The organism is Herbaspirillum sp. Sphag64, assembly GCF_014192645.1.
Classification (GTDB): Bacteria; Pseudomonadota; Gammaproteobacteria; order Burkholderiales; family Burkholderiaceae_D; genus Herbaspirillum.
On the sequence record NZ_JACHYE010000016.1, the window covers coordinates 21,209 to 40,119 of the forward strand.

At 55.2% G+C, this 18,911-nt stretch carries 17 protein-coding genes; 5 read left to right on the plus strand and 12 right to left on the minus strand.

The window, feature by feature from the left end:
- Positions 1–73: 73 nt before the first annotated feature.
- Positions 74–1,381 carry a sn-glycerol-3-phosphate ABC transporter substrate-binding protein UgpB gene (gene ugpB, locus FHW66_RS18535; protein ID WP_183381315.1) on the minus strand — a complete coding sequence of 436 codons (1,308 nt, stop codon included), beginning with the start codon at positions 1,379–1,381 and terminating at the stop codon, positions 74–76.
- Positions 1,382–1,641: 260 nt separating this feature from the next.
- Between ugpB and ubiA the strand changes: the two genes are divergently transcribed.
- Entirely contained in the window at positions 1,642–2,496 is an 855-nt protein-coding gene (gene ubiA, locus FHW66_RS18540) for a 4-hydroxybenzoate octaprenyltransferase (protein ID WP_183381316.1), read from the plus strand.
- A gap of 32 nt (positions 2,497–2,528) precedes the next feature.
- On the opposite strand, the gene FHW66_RS18545 is transcribed toward ubiA, so the two are convergent.
- Genes FHW66_RS18545 through FHW66_RS18555 form a run of 3 tightly spaced genes read right to left on the minus strand, consistent with a single transcriptional unit; the run spans position 2,529 to position 4,815 of the window.
- Positions 2,529–3,269, minus strand: a complete 741-nt coding sequence (locus FHW66_RS18545) for a peptidoglycan DD-metalloendopeptidase family protein (protein ID WP_370543501.1) — start codon at positions 3,267–3,269, stop codon at positions 2,529–2,531.
- Between the two features lies 1 nt (position 3,270).
- Complete coding sequence (gene proC, locus FHW66_RS18550; RefSeq protein ID WP_183381374.1) at positions 3,271–4,086, minus strand: pyrroline-5-carboxylate reductase; 816 nt, start codon at positions 4,084–4,086, stop codon at positions 3,271–3,273.
- A gap of 21 nt (positions 4,087–4,107) precedes the next feature.
- On the minus strand, positions 4,108–4,815 hold the full coding sequence (locus FHW66_RS18555) for a YggS family pyridoxal phosphate-dependent enzyme (RefSeq protein WP_183381317.1): 708 nt from the start codon (positions 4,813–4,815) through the stop codon (positions 4,108–4,110).
- A 52-nt stretch (positions 4,816–4,867) separates the two neighbouring features.
- On the opposite strand from FHW66_RS18555, the gene FHW66_RS18560 reads away from it, so the two are divergent.
- Both FHW66_RS18560 and FHW66_RS18565 read left to right on the plus strand, forming a co-directional pair.
- The gene (locus FHW66_RS18560; protein ID WP_183381318.1) at positions 4,868–5,911 is read left to right on the plus strand and encodes a type IV pilus twitching motility protein PilT; all 1,044 of its coding nucleotides are present in this window, start codon (positions 4,868–4,870) and stop codon (positions 5,909–5,911) included.
- Positions 5,912–5,979: 68 nt separating this feature from the next.
- Positions 5,980–6,465, plus strand: coding sequence for a glutathione peroxidase (locus FHW66_RS18565; RefSeq protein WP_183381319.1), 486 nt, complete (start codon positions 5,980–5,982; stop codon positions 6,463–6,465).
- A 25-nt stretch (positions 6,466–6,490) separates the two neighbouring features.
- On the opposite strand, the gene FHW66_RS18570 is transcribed toward FHW66_RS18565, so the two are convergent.
- From FHW66_RS18570 to FHW66_RS18580, 3 genes are all read right to left on the minus strand, one after another.
- Positions 6,491–7,126 (minus strand): glutathione S-transferase, encoded by a 636-nt coding sequence (locus tag FHW66_RS18570; protein ID WP_183381320.1) that lies wholly within the window; start codon positions 7,124–7,126, stop codon positions 6,491–6,493.
- Positions 7,127–7,265: 139 nt separating this feature from the next.
- A complete protein-coding gene (locus FHW66_RS18575) occupies positions 7,266–9,140 on the minus strand; it encodes a TRAP transporter large permease subunit (protein ID WP_255459059.1) in 1,875 nt (624 codons plus the stop codon).
- A gap of 12 nt (positions 9,141–9,152) precedes the next feature.
- Positions 9,153–10,190, minus strand: coding sequence for a TRAP transporter substrate-binding protein (locus FHW66_RS18580; protein WP_183381322.1), 1,038 nt, complete (start codon positions 10,188–10,190; stop codon positions 9,153–9,155).
- Between the two features lie 352 nt (positions 10,191–10,542).
- Here FHW66_RS18580 and FHW66_RS18585 point away from each other — a divergent pair, with 352 nt between their 5' ends.
- Positions 10,543–11,709 carry a branched-chain amino acid ABC transporter substrate-binding protein gene (locus FHW66_RS18585; RefSeq protein WP_183381323.1) on the plus strand — a complete coding sequence of 389 codons (1,167 nt, stop codon included), beginning with the start codon at positions 10,543–10,545 and terminating at the stop codon, positions 11,707–11,709.
- 20 nt (positions 11,710–11,729) lie between these two features.
- On the opposite strand, the gene glcF is transcribed toward FHW66_RS18585, so the two are convergent.
- From glcF to FHW66_RS18610, 5 genes are all read right to left on the minus strand, one after another.
- On the minus strand, positions 11,730–12,968 hold the full coding sequence (gene glcF, locus FHW66_RS18590) for a glycolate oxidase subunit GlcF (protein WP_183381324.1): 1,239 nt from the start codon (positions 12,966–12,968) through the stop codon (positions 11,730–11,732).
- A 7-nt stretch (positions 12,969–12,975) separates the two neighbouring features.
- Complete coding sequence (gene glcE, locus FHW66_RS18595; protein ID WP_183381325.1) at positions 12,976–14,046, minus strand: glycolate oxidase subunit GlcE; 1,071 nt, start codon at positions 14,044–14,046, stop codon at positions 12,976–12,978.
- Between the two features lie 7 nt (positions 14,047–14,053).
- Positions 14,054–15,541: an FAD-linked oxidase C-terminal domain-containing protein gene (locus tag FHW66_RS18600; RefSeq protein ID WP_183381326.1), complete on the minus strand. Its 1,488-nt coding sequence runs from the start codon at positions 15,539–15,541 to the stop codon at positions 14,054–14,056.
- Positions 15,542–15,700: 159 nt separating this feature from the next.
- Positions 15,701–16,615, minus strand: a complete 915-nt coding sequence (locus tag FHW66_RS18605; RefSeq protein ID WP_183381327.1) for a LysR substrate-binding domain-containing protein — start codon at positions 16,613–16,615, stop codon at positions 15,701–15,703.
- 85 nt (positions 16,616–16,700) lie between these two features.
- Positions 16,701–18,113: an FAD-binding oxidoreductase gene (locus tag FHW66_RS18610; RefSeq protein WP_183381328.1), complete on the minus strand. Its 1,413-nt coding sequence runs from the start codon at positions 18,111–18,113 to the stop codon at positions 16,701–16,703.
- Between the two features lie 219 nt (positions 18,114–18,332).
- Between FHW66_RS18610 and FHW66_RS18615 the strand changes: the two genes are divergently transcribed.
- On the plus strand, positions 18,333–18,890 hold the full coding sequence (locus FHW66_RS18615; RefSeq protein WP_183381329.1) for a cob(I)yrinic acid a,c-diamide adenosyltransferase: 558 nt from the start codon (positions 18,333–18,335) through the stop codon (positions 18,888–18,890).
- The last annotated feature ends 21 nt before the right edge of the window (positions 18,891–18,911 follow it).

The following is an 18,911-nucleotide window of genomic DNA, read 5'->3' on the forward strand; positions in this document are numbered from 1 at the left end:
GAGGTCAGAAAACGAATCGCCCCGGAACCAGTCCGGGGCAAAAACACTTCATGCAAAGCACTGGTGACAGGGCTTACTTGTTGGCTTTTTCGAAACGCGTCAACAGTTCATCGCCACGTTTGGTTGCACTATCAAGCGCTTCCTTGGCGGTCTTCTTGCCGGACCAGACGTTTTCCAGTTCTTCGTCAATCACGGTCCGAATCTGCGCATAGTTACCCAAACGCAAACCGCGCGATTTGTCAGTGGTCTTGACAATCATTTGCTTGACTGCAACATCGGTGCCAGGGTTTTGCTCATAGAAGCCAGACTTCTTGGTCAATTCATAAGCCGCCTTGGTCACAGGCAGATAGCCGGTTTCCTGATGCCATTTGGCTTGCACTTCTGGCTTGGACAGATAGGTCAGGAACTTGGCGACACCCTTGTATTCCTCTGCCTTTTTACCACCCATGACCCACAGCGAAGCACCACCAATGATGGTATTTTGCGGCGCTCCTGGAACGTCGCTGTAGTACGGCAGTGGTGCGACGCCAAACTTGAACTTGGCATTCTTGCGGATATCAGCGTAAGCCGAAGAAGACCCTGTGATGATTGCGCATTCACCAGCATTGAACTTGGCATTGGCTTCATCCTTGCGACCGGCGTAGACGAAGTAACCTTGCTTGGCCCAGTTCGCCAGGTTTTCGATATGGCGCACTTGCAGTGGGCCATTGATCTTCAGTCGTGCATCCAGACCACCGAAGCCGTTGTTCTTGGAGGCAGACTCAGTATTGTGCCAGGCTGAGAACGACTCCAGCTGTACCCATGATTGCCAGGTTGTGGTGTAAGGACAGGTTGTGCCGCTCGCCTTGAGCTTGGCAGCCATACCAACGAAATCCTGCCAGGTTACCGGTGGTTTGTTTGGATCGAGGCCTGCCTTGACGAACAGATCCTTGTTGTAAAACATGATAGTCGTCGAGCTGTTGAACGGGAACGACATCAAGCCTTTAGGCGTGGAGTAGTAACCTGCAACAGCTGGGACGTAGGCATTTTGATCAAACTTCTCGCCAGCTTGCTGCATGACTTCGTAGACCGGCTTGACCGCGCCCTTGGAGTAAATCATGGTGGCAGTACCGACTTCAAAGATCTGCAGGATATCGGGAGCATTGCCAGCACGATAGGCAGCAATGGCAGCAGCCATCGACTCATCGTAGGTGCCCTTGAAGACCGGAACGACCTTGAACTCGGATTGGCCTTTGTTGAATTCATCGGCCATGACATTGACACGGTCATTGAGCGCACCGGTCATGGAATGCCAAAAAGAAATTTCAGTCACTGCATAGGCAGAACTGGTCATGGTTGCCAGCGCAGCCGCTGCAACGAGGGTCTTGAAGGGCAAGTTCATTACGCGATTCCTAAAAAAAGTTGAGCGATGGTATCAATGCAATATGACGACCACGTTACACGGGCGGTACATTAGCGTCTAATTCTCGTAACCGCAAATGATTTTATCTAACGAAAAAAGCACGTTACGTACGCTTTTTTAACAGAATTACATCTTAAAATCATTCATGCAATGCACAACGCAGGCGACGGCGAGTACCCGACCTATCAAAAAAAACCGTCATAATCCGGTGTTTATCATTCTCGACACCTCGAAAGACCATGAATCGCCTCGCTCTATACGCCCGTCTGGTGCGCCTGCATAAACCGATCGGCATTCTGCTGCTACTCTGGCCGACATTGATGGCGCTATGGCTGGCCGGTAATGGTCGACCAGACTGGCATGTCGTCGGGATTTTTACACTTGGCACGATCTTGATGCGCTCAGCTGGCTGTGCCATCAACGATTTCGCTGATCGTGACTTCGACCGTCACGTCAAACGCACAGTCGATCGCCCCTTGACTGCGGGCAAAATCCAAGCCTGGGAAGCGCTGATGGTGGCGATGGTGTTGGCGCTGGTATCCTTCCTGCTGATCCTGCCACTCAACGGCCTGACCAAACAATTATCCGCGCTGGCGCTGATTGTGGCTGGTAGCTATCCATACTTCAAACGCTTTTTTGCCATTCCACAGGCCTATCTGGGGATTGCCTTTGGCTTCGGCATTCCCATGGGATTTGCGGCGATTACCGGTAGCGTGCCGGCAGCCGCCTGGCTGATGTTAATCGGCAACATATTCTGGGCTGTCGCTTACGATACGGCATACGCGATCGTCGATCGCGATGATGACCTCAAGCTCGGCATGAAAACCTCAGCCATCACCTTCGGTCGCTACGACGTGCTAGCCATCATGCTGTGCTATGTTGGCGCGCTGAGTCTGTTCTGGGCGGTCGGCTGGCACTACGGGCTGCGCACCTGGTTTAGCCTGGGAATGTTGCTGGCGGTCGCCTGCGCGCTGTATCACTACACCTTGATCCGGGACCGCGACCGCGCCAAGTGCTTTGCCGCCTTTATGCATAATAATTGGCTCGGTGCTGCCATGTTTGGCGGCATGGCACTGGAGTACGCATTGCGCTGAGAGTTCCCAGCTGCAACCGCAGCAGGAGCCGCTTATTGCTTGGGCAGAATGGCCAAGGTATTAAGCGGCTTGCCATTACCGCGAATTTCAAAGTACAACTTGACCGTACTACTGTCGGTATCGCCCATCTGGGCAATCTGTTGGCCACGATTGACAGTCTGCCCCTCGGTGACCATGATCGCCTTGTTGTGAGCATATACGGACAACAGGCTGCGACTATGCTTGATGATGATCAGGTTGCCATAACCGCGAATACCATGACCGGCATAGGTGACTTTGCCAGCGGCCGAAGCCCAGACTGGCTGTCCGGCACTACCGGCAATATCGATTCCCTTGAGATTGTGACCACTGGCGGCGGTGGCGCGTCCTTGTGCCGGCCACATCCAGTTCATGCTCGCCAGCTCGCCGGCGGCCGGTGCTTCGGGCGGTTGTGGATCACTCGCGCCATCACCATCTTGCGCCGCCTTGCGTTTAGCCGGAGCTGACTTGCGTGCGGCTACACGCGTATCACCGGTACCGCTGGTTACCGGTGCTGTCGCCGATGGCCGGATGCGCAGAACCTGACCGACCTGGATCTCATCCTTGTCGGAAATTTTGTTCCAGGCAGCGATATCGTGATAACTCTGACCAAACGCACGGCCCAGTGAGTACAGCGTGTCACCGCTTCTGACCGTATAAAAGTCACCATTCGCGGTCGGCTGCCCTGCGCAACCAAGCAACAACAGCGGTAGTGCGAGCGCAATCCTCACCAGCATAGTCGAAAAAAACTTCACGCTAATCCTTGCCAAACTCCTCGCCCAATTCTTTGCCACGGGCGGCGGCACAATGTAACGCTTTGACGATATGTGGACCAACGGCATCGCTATTCATGCTGGTCAGCGCGGCATAAGTGGTACCGCCTTTGGAAGTCACACGCTCACGTAATACGCTAACCGGGTCCGGTGAACGTACTGCCAGCTCGGTCGCACCCGCGAAAGTCGCCTTGGCTAGCGCAATCCCCTGCTCCGGGCTCAGCCCCAACTCAACCGCCGCCTGTTGCATCGCTTCCATGAAATAAAACACGTAGGCTGGCCCGCTGCCGGAAACGGCGGTGACCGCATCGATGAGATTTTCGTCGTCAAGCCACACGGTGCTGCCAACCGCGCGCAAAATCTGGTCGGCAACCTCACGCTGCGGCTGACTCACGCCGCTGGTCGGGAACACGCCGGTAATACCTTTGCCGATCAATGCCGGCGTATTCGGCATGGTACGCACAATCGCCTGATGACCGTTAAGCCAGCGCGACAGATCATCGCTGCGAATACCTGCAACGATCGAAATAATCAGCTGCTGCTGAACGAAGGGCGCAATGGCGGCAGCAACGGTCCGCAGTTGTTGCGGCTTAACCGCCAGGACGATGACGTCACACTGATCCAAAATGGCATCCGGCTGCAACGCGGTGGTAACTCCAAATTGCTGCTGCAGCGCTGCCAGCGAATCGGGATTGAGATCGACCACGTGGATATTCGCCCCCGCCGTGAGTTGCCCTGCCAGTCCACCAATTAATGCGGTCGCCATATTGCCGCCACCAATGAAACCTATCTTCACAATATGCTCTCTTCCTGAATTCACTCAAATCTGGTTGGTTTTACGTTGCCCGAAAATGGCAGTACCGACACGCACCATGGTAGCGCCTTCAGCAATCGCTGCATCCATATCTGCCGACATGCCCATCGACAAGGTATCGCAAGCAATACCGTGCTCACCCAACATCTGCGCGAGCTGGTTCAAGCGCCGGAAAGCGGCATGCTGATCCTCGACAATCTCGGTCGGTGCCGGGATGGCCATCAAACCACGCAGATGCAAGCCTGGCAGCGTGACTACGACGCGAGCGACCGACAGCAACTCGTCGGGCGCCAGACCGCTTTTACTGTCTTCGTCGCTGATATTGACCTGCAGGCAAATATTGAGCGGCGGCAGATGCGCCGGGCGCTGCTCGGACAGTCGCCGGGCAATTTTTTCACGATCGACGGAATGCACCCAGTCAAAGTGCTCGGCAATTGGTTTTGTCTTGTTGCTCTGGATCGGGCCGATGAAATGCCATATCAGCGTCGTTTCTGGCAACAGCGCCCGCAGTGCCGCAATCTTGTCGATGCCTTCCTGGACATAATTTTCGCCAAACGCCAGCTGCCCGGCCTGCACCGCCTCCAGCACCGCTTGCGCATCAAAGAACTTGGAGACGGCCAGCAACTGAACATCCTGGGGTTGACGACCAACGGCATGCGCGGCAGCAGCGATACGGGTGTTAACAAGTTGCAACTGAGTAGCGATTGACGACATAATCCTTGGCACCAGGGAGGGATAACGCAGTTTTTATTGCTAGCGATTATAAATGGACATTCCCGGACTACTCTCTTTTTCCGTCAAGAAGCAAGCCTCGGACCTGCATCTGTCAGCAGGGTTGCCGCCGATGCTGCGCATTCATGGCGACATCTGCAAGATCAATCTGCCCGCGCTCACGGCTGCGGCACTGCGCAGCATGCTCGAAGCCATCATGGATACCCAGCAACGGACCGGCTGGGAGACCACGCTGGAATGTGATTTTGCCTTTGCCGTTCCAGCACTGGGACGCTTCCGGGTCAATGTGTTTCAGCAGGCGCACGGCCCAGCGGCAGTGATCAGAACCATCAGTGACACCATTCCCAGCCTGACCCAGTTGCGCGCACCACCTGTGCTGGCTGAGCTGGCACTGCGCAAGCAGGGACTGATCCTGATCACAGGTCCGACTGGATCTGGCAAATCCACCACCCTGGCGGCACTGATTCAACACATCAACCAGCAGCGCCAGGCCCATATCCTGACCATTGAAGATCCGATCGAATTCATCCATGTGGCAGACAAATGTCTGATCAACCAGCGCGCGGTCGGCAGCCATACCCACTCCTTCACCAACGCCCTGCGCGCGGCGCTGCGCGAGGATCCCGATGTGATCATGATTGGTGAACTACGCGATCTGGAAACCGTACGACTGGCACTGAGCGCCGCCGAAACCGGCCATCTGGTATTGGCGACACTGCATACTTCCTCTGCTGCCAAAAGCATCGACCGCCTCGTTGATGTGTTCCCGGGAGATGAGAAAGATTTAGTTCGGTCCATGCTGTCGGAGTCGCTAAGTGCCGTCATTTCGCAAACCCTGCTCCGGCACGCGAGCGAAAACTGCCGCCTTGCAGCTTACGAAGTACTGCTGGGCACATCGGCTATCCGCAATCTGATCCGAGAAGGCAAGGTGGCACAAATGACTTCGGTCATGCAAACCTCTGCCGCGGCAGGCATGCAGACCATGGACCAAAGTCTGAGCGAGTTGCTGCGAGAGAAATTGATCAGCATCGACAGCGCACGTGCGGTGGCGCGCCAGCCTGAAAACCTGGTCCCATAACCAAACCCGCTGCTTGCAGCTATGATGGCAACTTACTGTATTTTTACTCTTTTTCTCTCGGGACCATCATGCCAAGCATTTACGACTTTCAACCCGCCTTATCAGATCAGACACCGTATTCCCTGGAACAGGTTCGCGGCAAGGTGGCGCTGATTGTGAATACCGCGAGCAAATGCGGTTTTACGCCGCAATATCAGGGGCTGGAACAACTACATACCCAATTCAGGGAGCGTGGACTGGTGGTACTGGGCTTCCCCTGCAACCAGTTTGGAAGTCAGGAGCCAGGAACTGCCGAAGAGATTGGTGCGTTTTGTGAAAAGAACTATGGCGTGAGCTTCCCGCTGTTCGCCAAAATCAATGTCAACGGCAATCAGGCCGATCCGCTGTATCACTACCTCAAGGCCGCTGCCCCGGGTGTACTCGGTAGCAAAGCAATCAAATGGAACTTCACCAAGTTCCTGGTCCGCAAGGACGGTACGGTGTTCAAGCGCTATGCGCCCACCACCAAGCCGGAAGATCTCGCCGCTGACATCGAAAAATTGCTTTCAGAATGATCAATGCCAGTTCGGTAACCTTAGGTTATCGCGACACATACGTTCCATCACCAAACGGTGCCGCCTTGAATTCTGGCAGCGCCTCAGCGACCTTCGACAAGGCAGCCAGCGCAGGATACGTCTGCTCGGAGACTAGCTCCGGTAACATCTCACGGGTGAAATTCCAGGCTACTGCTGTACTTACAGTAGCCTGATCAATGTTCTCGCTGGTCACGGTCTCCCGGCGTTTTGCGAATTCTACTTCCAGTGCATCATAGGCCGCCGACAATTGTCCGGTAATGCGTGACAACCATGGCTGATGCAGCTTGTCTGCAGGACGCAGCTTTTGCTCGTAGACGATTTGCACACTCTTTTCATTGGCGGCCATGGCAAGCCCGATCAGGTACAGGGAGTGCCTTAGACCCGGCAGATCAGCAGGCACCAGCGAGCGCGTCTTGTCAGCGTGCGCTTCGGCATATTCCAGAATCAGGATCGAGTCCATCAGCACACTGCCATCCTCACAGATCAACGATGGTGCTTTCACCACGGGGTTGATACTCCGGAAACGATCAAAACCGCGGAACACGGAGACTGATTCGTGCGTAAACGGCAAGCCAAGCAATTGCAGCGAAATAGCGACACGGCGCACGTAGGGTGAGTCAAGCATACCGATCAGTTGCACAATTATCTCCTTGTCAGTGTGTGTGGGAGGGGGAGGATGAATGAAAAGAGGAGTACTCAGTTCGCAACGATAGCATCATCAGTGGCTACCAGCACCTGAGACTTTACAGGTGCTGGCATCATCGACTCATCGAGAACAATCAGGACGGCAAAAAGCCAATCGACAGCCAAGGGATTGCAGCGACAATCAGCAGCGCAACCACCAGTGCCGCCAGATACCCCCAGACGCGCTTGAAAACCTGATCCGGAGATACCTTGCCAATCGCACAGGCGGCATAAAAACCGACGCCGAATGGCGGTGCAAACAAGCCAATGCCCATGGCCAGAATCACGACCATCGCATAATGCACATCAGCGATACCCAGTGAACGCGCAACCGGGAACAGCAAGGGACCAAACAATACAATCGCTGGGATGCCTTCCAGGATGCTTCCCAGCACGATAAAAATAACAATCGTGATCAGCAGGAAGCCAAGACTGCCTCCCGGTACGCCCTGCATCAACGCTACCAGCCGTGCTGAAAAGCCGGATTGTGTCAATGCCCAGGCCATAGACGTGGCCAGGCCGATGATCAGCAGAATCGCCCCTGACAAGGCTGCCGCTTCTACCAGCATCGGATACAGCCGCCTGAAGTCGAGGTGTTTCAGGAAGACGTGCATGATGAGCCCGACGATGACGGTGTAGGCCACTCCAATAGTTGCAACTTCGGTCGCGGTGGCAACGCCTTCTATGACGGCAACCCGGATCAATATCGGCAACGCCAGTGCTGGCAACGCGAATAATAAAGTTTTACCAACCACTTTCATGGATGCCCGCGCAACAGTGGGCTTTGGCGCACGCCTTGCCTGATACCAGCAGACCGCTGCGATAGCGATGGTCGCAATCACGGCCGGCATCAAGCCGCCAATGAACAGTGCAGTGATCGAGACACTGCACACTGCGCCAATGGTAATAAGGACCAGACTGGGAGGAATGGTTTCGGTCATCGCACCGGAAGATGAGAGCAGCGCGACCAGATCTTCTGGTCGTGAACCACGCTTTTTCATCTCGGGAAATAAAGCTGGTGCAATCGCGGCCATATCAGCAGCCTTTGAGCCAGAGATACCGGAGACGAGGAACATTGCCCCCAGCAATACGTATTGCAGACCACCGCGCACATGCCCGACCAGCGCTGCCATGAAGTCAATCAGGGTCCGTGCCAGACCGCTGATTTCCAGCAGTGAACCCAGCAGCACGAACAACGGTACCGACAGCAAAATCAGGCTGGACATGCCCTCATCCATACGGCCAACAACAATCATCAACGGCGCGGAGGTGACCAGTGTGAGATACGCCATTGTGGCCGTGCCAAACGCAAAGGCAATCGGTATGCCACCTGCCACACAGAGGCCAATGATCAGGACGAAGAACACCAGCAGATTCGCATTGCCCATCGCGACCAGCGCAGGCTTGGCGAACCACAGTGCGGCGCCGATCAATGCCACGACCGCCAAGGCCGATAACACCTGACGTAGCGTGGAGCGCGCCGTCATTCTGGCGACTGCAGCCAGGAACATCAGTACGGCGCCAACCGGCAGGGCAGCCGCACGCAGTCCATCGGGGATTTCCAACGCCGGTGTGGTGATATCCATCTGCTCAGTGGCATGCTCCAAAGCCGGACCGATAATCATTAGCACGAAAAGACAAACTACCAGCGCCGCTACCGTCTCCAGCCAGACACGCCATTTGTCGGAGAGCCGGTTCACAATCGCCGTCAGACGCATATGTTCACCACGGTCCAACGCCAATACCGCGCCCAACATTGACAGCCAGATGAACAATATCGAGGCCAGTTCATCCGACCAGATCAAGGGATCATGCAAGGCATAACGACTGATGACGCCAGCCAGCAACACACCCGTTTCGATCACGACCAGCGACGCTGCCAGTGCAGCAACAACATGCATGACCGCGCGATTAAGTCCGATCAGAAGGCGGGCCAGCGGATTGCTGGCCTTGACCGGTGAATAAGTCATTACCGCTTTCATTCAGGCCAGCTTCCCGGTGTATTTTTCCAGTATGGCCCAGGCGTCATCGCCGAATTTCTTGTGCCAGTCGGCGTAAAAGCCAGCGCTGCGCAGCTTGGCGCGGAACAATTCATTATCGGTATCGTTGAATTGCAGACCTTTGCTCTTCATCTCGGCGACCAGTGAGTCATTGAGTTGCTTGACGTCAATGCGCTGTTTGGTCGCAGCTTCATTGATGTTCCGGCTCACGATGTCCTGCAGATCCTTGGGCAGACGCTCAAAAGACTTCTTGTTGCCAAGAATCCAGAAGCCATCCCACATGTGGTTAGTCATCGAGCAGAATTTCTGCACTTCATAGAGTTTGGCGGTGGAAATGACAACCAGTGGGTTTTCCTGCGCTTCGACGATCTTGGTTTGCAGTGCAGAATAGGTCTCGGCAAAATTAATACTGGCCGGGGCTGCATCGAAGGCGCGGAACATGGAGGTCCACAACGGACTTGGCGGCACCCGCAGCTTCATTCCCTTGAGGTCTTCAGGCTTGATGATGGCGCGCGTACTACTGGTGACCTGACGGTAGCCGTTATCCCAGATCTTGTCGAAGGCAAAGACCGAGGTCTTGTCCTGAATCTGCTTGCGCACATGAGCACCAAGGTCGCCGTCCATCGCGGCCCAGACCTGGTTGTAATCCTTGAAAGCGAAACCAATGCCGCTGATCTGTGCAGCCGGAACCAGCGTCCCCAAAATCAATGGTGACAGGCTGAAGAAGTCGACCGCGCCCGAACGGACCTGACCCAGGGTATCGGTATCGTTACCGAGCTGGTTGTTGGGATAGAGCTGAAAGTCGATACGGCCCTTGGATTCGGCGGCAATTTTGGCGGCCATTTCCTTGGCGCGCACATTCATGGGATGCGTCAGCGGCAGGTTATTGGCGAATTTCAACGTGAATTCGGGGGCTGCCAGCGCTTCGCTGCTGAGCATACCTGTTGCTGCCGCCGCAGAGGCGACTGACACGGTTTTCAAGAAATGACGGCGTGAAATATTACCAGCTGGGTGTCCCATCTGCTTGTCTCCAGAGTGTTGTTGTACTGTGAATATGACCAGTCTGACCATAAGCACAGCGTTGAACGCACATTCTGAGCGATAACCCAGCTGTCCGACAAGATATCGCCAGCGCTCTTTGATGATTTATTTTCAATACAGCACAACCACGAGCCAAAAATGCCGAGATTCATGAAATTGACACAAGTCCAAAAACAGACCGCACAGACGCTGTCGCAGCTTACACACAGCCCAAGCGGAACACACTTTCCATACTGGCAACGGCGATATACTTGATGCACCAAAGCGAATTGATGCGCCATCATTACGTTGTTGCACCAATCCAATCCATCTACGCTGCCGGAGAGATTGTATGAATCGGGCCAGATGCTACCTGAAGGTGCTATCTCTCGCGCTTGCACTGGCCGCACCGTTATCCAAGGCTGAGGACAGCGTGGTGGTGCAGATAGGTTTCAGTGGCCCATTGAGTGGCATGTCGGAGGCCTACGGCCGAAGCTTGTTTCATGCAGCACAACTGGCGGTTGACCAGGCCAACAGTCCGGCAAATGCGCCACTCAATGTGATCGATGGCAAGAGCGTTCGGTTTGTGCTCGCCGCGCTGGATGACAAACAAGATATGAACATGTCGATTCTGGTCGCCAAATATTTTGTGCAGTCTGGGGTGGTCGGTGTCATTGGCAACACCAATACAACCAATAGCCTGGCGACCTCGGCAATATTTGATGAAGCGCATCTCGCCCATATCTCACCAGCAAGCTCGGGTCGAAACTACACCCGCATGGGACATCGCAGTGCATTTCGCGTGGTTGGACACGACGAACAGGCAATTTACAGCCTGGTCCCCTATTTGCTCGGCGACATGCACGCCAAGAAAATCGCCATTATCAGCAACGAGACACTGTTTGGCATGGGCATCAGTGGCAAGTTTGAGAAGGCGCTGCAGGACTTCCAGAAGCCGGCATTCATGCGGGAAAACATCAGCGGGCGCACCTATGATTTCAATGCAGTACTAGATCATATTCAGGAAGCTGGCGTCGATTATCTCTTCTTTGGCGGCAACGCGGAGCAAGCTGCCATGCTCGCACGCAGTATGCAACGCAAAGGCGTCACTGCCCGTTTGATCAGTGCCATGGCTGGTACGGCGGGGGACAATTTTCTCAAGGTTGCCGGCACTGCCAGCGAAGGCGTCATTGCGCTGGAATACGGCGTGCCACCTGACAAAATGACAGGCTGGAAAAAATTTTACAGCAGCTTCAATACGGCCTATGCGGACGGCATCAACCCATTTACCGTCTGTAGTTACGATGCGACCAACTTGCTTATTGAGGCCGTTCGGGAAGCCAACTCAACAGACCGTAAAAAGATCGTCGAACAGTTGCACAACATCAAATACAAGGGCGTCAGCGGGAATATCAGCTTTGATGAAACGGGCGACCTGTTGTCGCCCACGTTTACTGTTTATCAGGTCAGCAATCTGAAGTGGCAGCCAATCAAGGTGCTGCAAACCAGCAAACATTAGTACCTATTCATGTCGGTTGCTCAGGTCTGCAAAGCGTCGTCGAGCAACTCGACCCAATGTCTGACCGGCGTATCGGTACCCGATTGCAAATGCGTCAGACAGCCAATGTTGCCTGAGACAATCATCTCCGGCTCACTCTCCTGCAACTGCCGCAGCTTGTTGTCACGCAAGCGGTACGACAGTTCCGGCTGCAACACCGAGTAAGTACCTGCAGAGCCACAGCACAGATGGCTATCGGTACATAGTTTGACGTCAACGCCAGCGCTGGCAAGAATCTGCTCTACCTTGCCACGAATTTTCTGTCCGTGTTGCAAAGTGCACGGCGGATGATAGGCAACCCGCTTCTTGACCTTGCCTTGCAGCTTTTGCTGCAGTTCGGCCTCGAAGTCCGGGAGTATTTCGCTGATATCGCGGGTGAGTGCAGAAATGGTCGCAGCCTTCTCCGCATAGGCCGTGTCGTGCTGCAACAGATGACCATATTCCTTGACGGTAGCGCCACAGCCGGAAGCATTCATGACGATCGCTTCAACCTTGAATCCGGCTGATCCATCGACATACGGCCACCAGGCATCAATGTTGCGCCGCATATCATCCCGACCACCATCATGATCATTGAGGTGATAGCGAATCGCACCGCAGCAGCCTGCCTTTGGCGGCGTGAGCAATTCCACGCCGAGTGCATCAAGCACGCGTGCGGTGGCACTGTTGATATTGGGCGACATGGCTGGCTGCACGCAACCCTCAAGTAGCAGCATCTTGCGCGCCTGCGTCGCAACGGGCCACAGCCCGGCAGACTGCTTCAGCGGCACCTTGTTCTTGAGCTTTTGCGGCAGTAAGGGCCGTACCATCTGCCCCGCCCGCATTGCCGGGTTAAATAGCCACTTGTTGGGCAGGAGTGTCTTCAGTGTGGTGCGTACCATGCGTTGTGCCAATGGCCTTGGCACCTGATCTTCGACCACCTTACGACCGATATCGACGAGTCTGCTGTAATGCACACCCGATGGGCAGGTGGATTCGCAATTACGGCAAGTGAGGCAACGATCAAGATGGGACTGTGTTGCAGCGGTTGCTGGTTTTCCCTCAAGGACTTGCTTGATCAGATAAATACGTCCTCGCGGACCATCCAGTTCGTCGCCCAGCAGCTGGTAAGTAGGACAGGTAGCCGTACAAAAGCCGCAGTGCACACAGGCACGCAGGATTGACTCGGCTTCTTTGCCTTCATTGGTGTCACGAATAAAATCGGCCAGATTGGTTTGCATGATGTGCTCAGAAGTCCGGGTAGAGTCGGCCCGGATTAAAAATGCCGGAAGGATCGAAAGCAGCTTTCAGATTGTGGTGAATTTTCGCCAGAGCCGGTGCCAGTGGCTGGAATACACCAACACTTTTGTCGCCACCGCGATAGAGGCTGGCATGACCACCAGCTGCCTGCGCTACCGCACGAATGGTGTTGCAGTCAGCGGTTCCGCGATACCAGCGTTGTGCCCCACCCCATTCGATCAACTGCTGACCATCCAGCGCGACCGGTGGCGTCACCGAAGGCAATGACAAACGCCACAACGGCGTATCGGCATCGGCAGTCTGTGCAAAAAAAGCATGCTGTTGCTCGCGCAGGTCGCGCCAGAAATCGTCGCCATTGCTCAACTCACTACCGCCCAGCTTCTTTACCGCGGCATCGACCGCGGCTTGTGCCCCGGACAAGCGGATCGTCAGTACATTATTGACCCAGGCGCTAGCCGACAAAGGCAATGGCTGACCACCCCATTCATTGAGCAGACGGATGGCATCGGCCTGCCCGGCTTCGAACACTCTGGTACTCGACGCAAATGGCACCGGCAGTATTTTCAAAGAGACCTGCAAGATCAAACCCAGCGTACCGAGCGATCCTGTCAGCAACCGCGAGACGTCGTAACCGGCGACATTCTTCATGACCTGACCACCGAAATGCAGTATCTGGCCCTGCGCATCCATCAGGTCAGCACCCAATACGAAATCACGCGCTGCACCAAACCACTGACGCCCGGGACCGGACAAGCCAGTTGCGACCATACCGCCAACCGTCGCCGCTCCGCCAAAACGGGGAGGCTCGAAAGCCAGCATCTGGCCATTGGCAGCCAGTGCGGCGTCAATCTCCGCCAATGGCGTGCCGCAACGTGCGGTGATTACCAGTTCGGTCGGTTCATAGTCGACGATCCCACTGTAGACCAGCGTTTCCAGTACATCACCTTGTGCCGCCTGACCATACCATTGCTTGGTACCAGCTCCACGAATTTGCAGCGGGCGCGCTTGCTGACCGGCGGCGAGAATACGGTCCCGGAATGATTGCAGTGTCTGTTCCATGTATTGATTAAAACCTTGGTAAATCAGGGAATTTGATGGCACCGCGCTGCACGTGCATCTTGCCGTACTCGGCACAGCGGTGCAGGGTCGGAATCGCCTTGTCGGGATTGAGCAGAAAGGCCGTATCGAAGGCACGCTTGACCTTGAAGAAGGCGTCTCGCTCCTCTGGCGAAAACTGTACGCACATGGAGTTGATCTTTTCGATGCCTACCCCATGCTCACCGGTAATGGTGCCACCCACTTCCACGCAGAGCTCAAGAATCTCGGCGCCAAACAACTCGGCGCGGTGAAATTCATCGGCCAGGTTGGCATCGAACAGAATCAACGGGTGCAGATTGCCGTCGCCGGCGTGGAACACGTTCGCACAGCGCAGGCCATATTTACTTTCCATCTCGGCAATCCCGAGCAATACCTGCGCCAGTTTCTTGCGCGGAATGGTGCCATCCATGCAGTAGTAATCCGGCGAAATACGCCCCGCTGCCGGGAATGCATTCTTGCGTCCTGACCAGAAACGCAGACGCTCGGCCTCCGACTGCGAGACGGTGATAGCAGTGGCTCCACTGGCATTGAGCACATCGCGCATGCGACCAATTTCTTCTTCCACCTCTTCGATCGTGCCATCCGACTCGCACAGCAGAATCGCAGCGGCATCGACGTCGTAACCCGCCTTCACAAATGGCTCAACCATGCGCGAACTGGTCTGATCCATCATTTCCAGCCCGGCAGGAATAATCCCCGCAGCGATCACATTGGCAACGGCATTGCCACCTTTGACCACATCATCGAAGGACGCCATGATCACGCGCGCCTGCTGTGGTTTAGGAATCAGCTTGACGGTGACTTCAGTGACCACTCCCAGCATGCCTTCGGACCCAATGAATACCGACAGCAAGTCCAGCCCCGGGGCATCCAGTGCAGTACCGCCCAATTCGACGACATCGCCCTCGATGGTGACCATGCGCACACGCAGCACATTATGGACAGTCAACCCATATTTCAGGCAATGCACACCACCGGAGTTCTCTGCGACATTGCCGCCAATGCTGCAGGCGATCTGGGACGAGGGATCGGGTGCGTAATACAGACCATGCGGCGCGGCAGCCTCGGAAATGGCTAAATTGCGCACCCCGGGCTGAACCACTGCGGTACGGGAATATTTGTCGAGACTGACAATCCGGTTGAGTTTGGCCGTTGAAAGCACTACCCCATCCGCAATCGGCATGGCGCCGCCAGACAAACCCGTACCAGCGCCACGCGGAACAATCTGCACTTGTAGCGCCTGGCAGACCTTGAGAATCGCCACTACCTGTTGCTCATTCTCCGGCAGCACCACGACCATCGGTAGCTGGCGATAGGCAGCCAGACCATCACATTCGTAGGGCCGGGTGTCTTCGGTATCAAACAGGATGCAATGAGAAGGCACGACCGCAGCGAGCGCAGCGACGACCTCGCGCTGACGTGCAGGTGCGAACAAAGGGGCTACTGGGGCATTCATGCTAGACCTCGCTTGGGCTTTGGCTGGGTGGGTGCGACCGCACGTCGGTGCTGGCCGCTGTCTCCGCAATCTTTGCAGTGTAGCGAATTTCAACTCTTCAGGGCGAAAAGCATGGCAAAACCACACTGAAAAGAATTCACGCCCTTGATTGAATAATTTTCAGCGCTGCGCCACAACCTCGGCGTAGCTTTTATCAAATGTTTCATGCATCCAGTTGATAAACAGATCGACCTCGGGGCGCTCACGCACCTGCTGTTCAAAAACAACGTAGTAGGCATGCGGTGGAGTACGCAGGCGTATATCAAACAATTCGACAATCTCGCCCCGGGCCAGCAATTCTTCTGCAAAATGCTGGCGCGTGAGCCCAATGCCATAACCGTGACGTACCGCCTCCAGCAACAAACCCAGATCATCGACGCGCAGTCCTGTCGATGGCTCACTCCAGTCAGGCAGCCCGGCTGCTTCGAACCATGGCTGCCAGGGTTCGAGTGCGGAGCGCAGCAAATTGGCGTGCTGCAGGTCCTGAGGCTTCTTGAGTGCAGGAATGGTCTTCAGATAGGCCGGACTGGCAACCGCAAAGGCAGGTTCTTCGAACAGCTTTTCGGTAACGATATTGGGATAGTTACCGGCACCAAAGCGAATTTCCACATCACTTTCAGACAGGCTCAAGTCATACAGAGGCACCGATAGATACATCTCCACAGTGATGTCGGGATAGCGCTCGGTAAATTCAGTAATCCTTGGCATCAGCAGGTGACGTGCAAAAGTCGGCGGCAGCATGACCTTGATTCTCGGCTGCACCGTCGCCTGACGATGTGGCATGGGAAAATCCATCAAGGTGCGCAAGGCTGCACGCACGACATCCAGATACCGGCGCCCAAACTCGGAGAGGACGATAGAACGTCCGTCGCGATAGAACAAGCGTTCACCAACAAATTCTTCGAGCAGTCGGATCCGGTGCGACAAGGCTGACGGCGTGATGCAAAGCTCTTCCGCAGCAACGGCGAAAGAATTGAGCCGCGCTGCGGCCTCAAAGGCCGACAAGGCATGTACCGGAGGAAGGCGTGTGGCCATAATTAAATCGTTACCGTTACGGTTATTGTTTTGCTGTTGTTTTACTGTTATTGGCACATTACCTGGTGAGCGCAGTCACCACAGCTTATTGCCAGCGAACGATTTTTCCCGGGTTCATGATATTGCCCGGATCCAGCGCATGCTTGATGGACCGCATGACATCGATGGCACCTTCACCGTGCTCTTGCACCAGAAAATCCATCTTGTGCAATCCCACCCCATGCTCACCGGTGCAAGTACCATCCATCGCAAGCGCCCGCGCCACCATCCGGGCATTGACTGCCTCAGCCCGCGCCACATCGGCCGGATCGTTAGGGTCAACCAGCATTTGCACATGGAAATTTCCATCTCCGACATGACCGATAATGGCGTGAATCAAACCATTCGCTTCGCAGTCGGCCTTGGTTTCCAGTACACATTCGGCGAGACGCGAAATGGGTACGCAACAGTCGGTTGAAATCGCCCGCGATCCAGGCCGCAATTGCAGCGTGGCAAAATAGGCATTGTGACGCGCCGCCCACAGACGAGTACGATCCTCTGGCCGGGTGGCCCATTCAAATCCGCGCGCCTGATTATCACCGGCAATTTCCTGCACAATCTCAGCCTGTTCCTTGACGCTGCTCTCGCTACCGTGGAATTCAAACAGCAGCAATGGATTCTCAGGCAACGTCATTTTGTCGTAGGCATTGATGGCCTTGACCCCGTTCTCATCGAGCAATTCCACGCGCGCCAGCGGTACGCCAACCTGAATCGTCTGGATCACGGTCTTGACCGCATCACCGACCGTCGGAAAGGAACAAATGGCTGCGGATACGGCTTCTGGCTGCGGGTACAGCCTTACCGTAATTTCGGTGATGATCCCTAGCGTACCTTCGCTGCCGACAAACAAGCGAGTCAGATCGTAGCCAGCCGAGGACTTCTTGGCACGGGTACCGGTCTTGATGATGTTACCGTCCGCGGTGACCACCGTCAGTGCCAGCGTGTTTTCGCGCATGGTACCGTAGCGTACCGCATTGGTTCCTGAAGCGCGGGTCGACACCATGCCACCGATGGAGGCATCAGCGCCCGGATCAATCGGGAAAAACAAACCACTGTCCTTGATTTCCTGATTCAGCTGCTTGCGCGTAACACCCGCCTGAACGGTGGCAGTCAGGTCTTCCGGATTAACGGCTAGCATATGGTTCATCTGCGATAGATCAATCGTAATCCCACCTTGCAGTGCCAGCACATGCCCTTCCAGCGAAGTGCCCGAACCGTAAGGGATGACAGGCACCTGATATTGACTGCATAGCTTGATGACGCTCGCAACTTCTGCCGTGGTGTGAGCGAAGACGACCGCATCCGGCAACATCGGATCGTAGGAGGATTCATCGCGACCATGGTGCTCGCGCATCGCCTGACTGGTGGAAAAACGTTCTGCCAATATAGACTGCAACGCGATTTTGAGTTCTTCAGGCAGAGGCTTGCGCAGCTTCTGGGCATCCACGATGTGATTCATTGCGATTCTCTTTCGTTAATCTTTGCTATGTTTGTCTCTTGGATTGAATTGTCCTGATGCGGGCGCGGGCGCGTCGCATCGGCTTGTTGCTGAATTTTACTCCCTTGTGACAGACTCATATCGCCTTCGCAAGGCAATGCAGACTTTGGCACCAACAACGCGTATCCGCTTTTTAGCCTATGCTTCACACTTCGCATTCAGACAGAGAAAACTATTTCCATGGGGAACCGACTTTCAAAAATTACCACCCGCACCGGTGACGACGGTACGACCGGCCTGGGTGATGGCAGCCGCACTGGCAAAGACAGCCTGCGTATTCACGCCTTGGGCGACATCGATGAATTGAACTCACATTTCGGGGTGCTGCTCTGTGAAGAACTGCCGTCGACACTACGTGAAGAATTGCTGTCTGTGCAACACGACCTGTTTGATCTTGGTGGTGAACTGTGCATTCCCGGCTACACCATGATCACCGATGCCCAGATTGCACGGCTTGACGGGTTGCTGGAAAAATACAATGCCGAGTTGCCACCACTGAAGGAGTTCATCCTGCCCGGCGGTGCGCGCTCGGCAGCTTTGATGCATGTATGTCGCACGGTATGCAGGCGCGCTGAGCGCAGTGTTGTCAGCTTGTCTCAGATCGAGGTGATTAATGCGCAACCACGGCAGTATCTGAATCGACTGTCGGACCTGTGCTTTGTGCTATCCCGCGTCCTTAACCGTTACGCCGGTGGCAGCGACGTCTTGTGGCAAAAAGGTCGTCAGCGCGATCAGTGAGCCCGCAACATTCCGGACAAG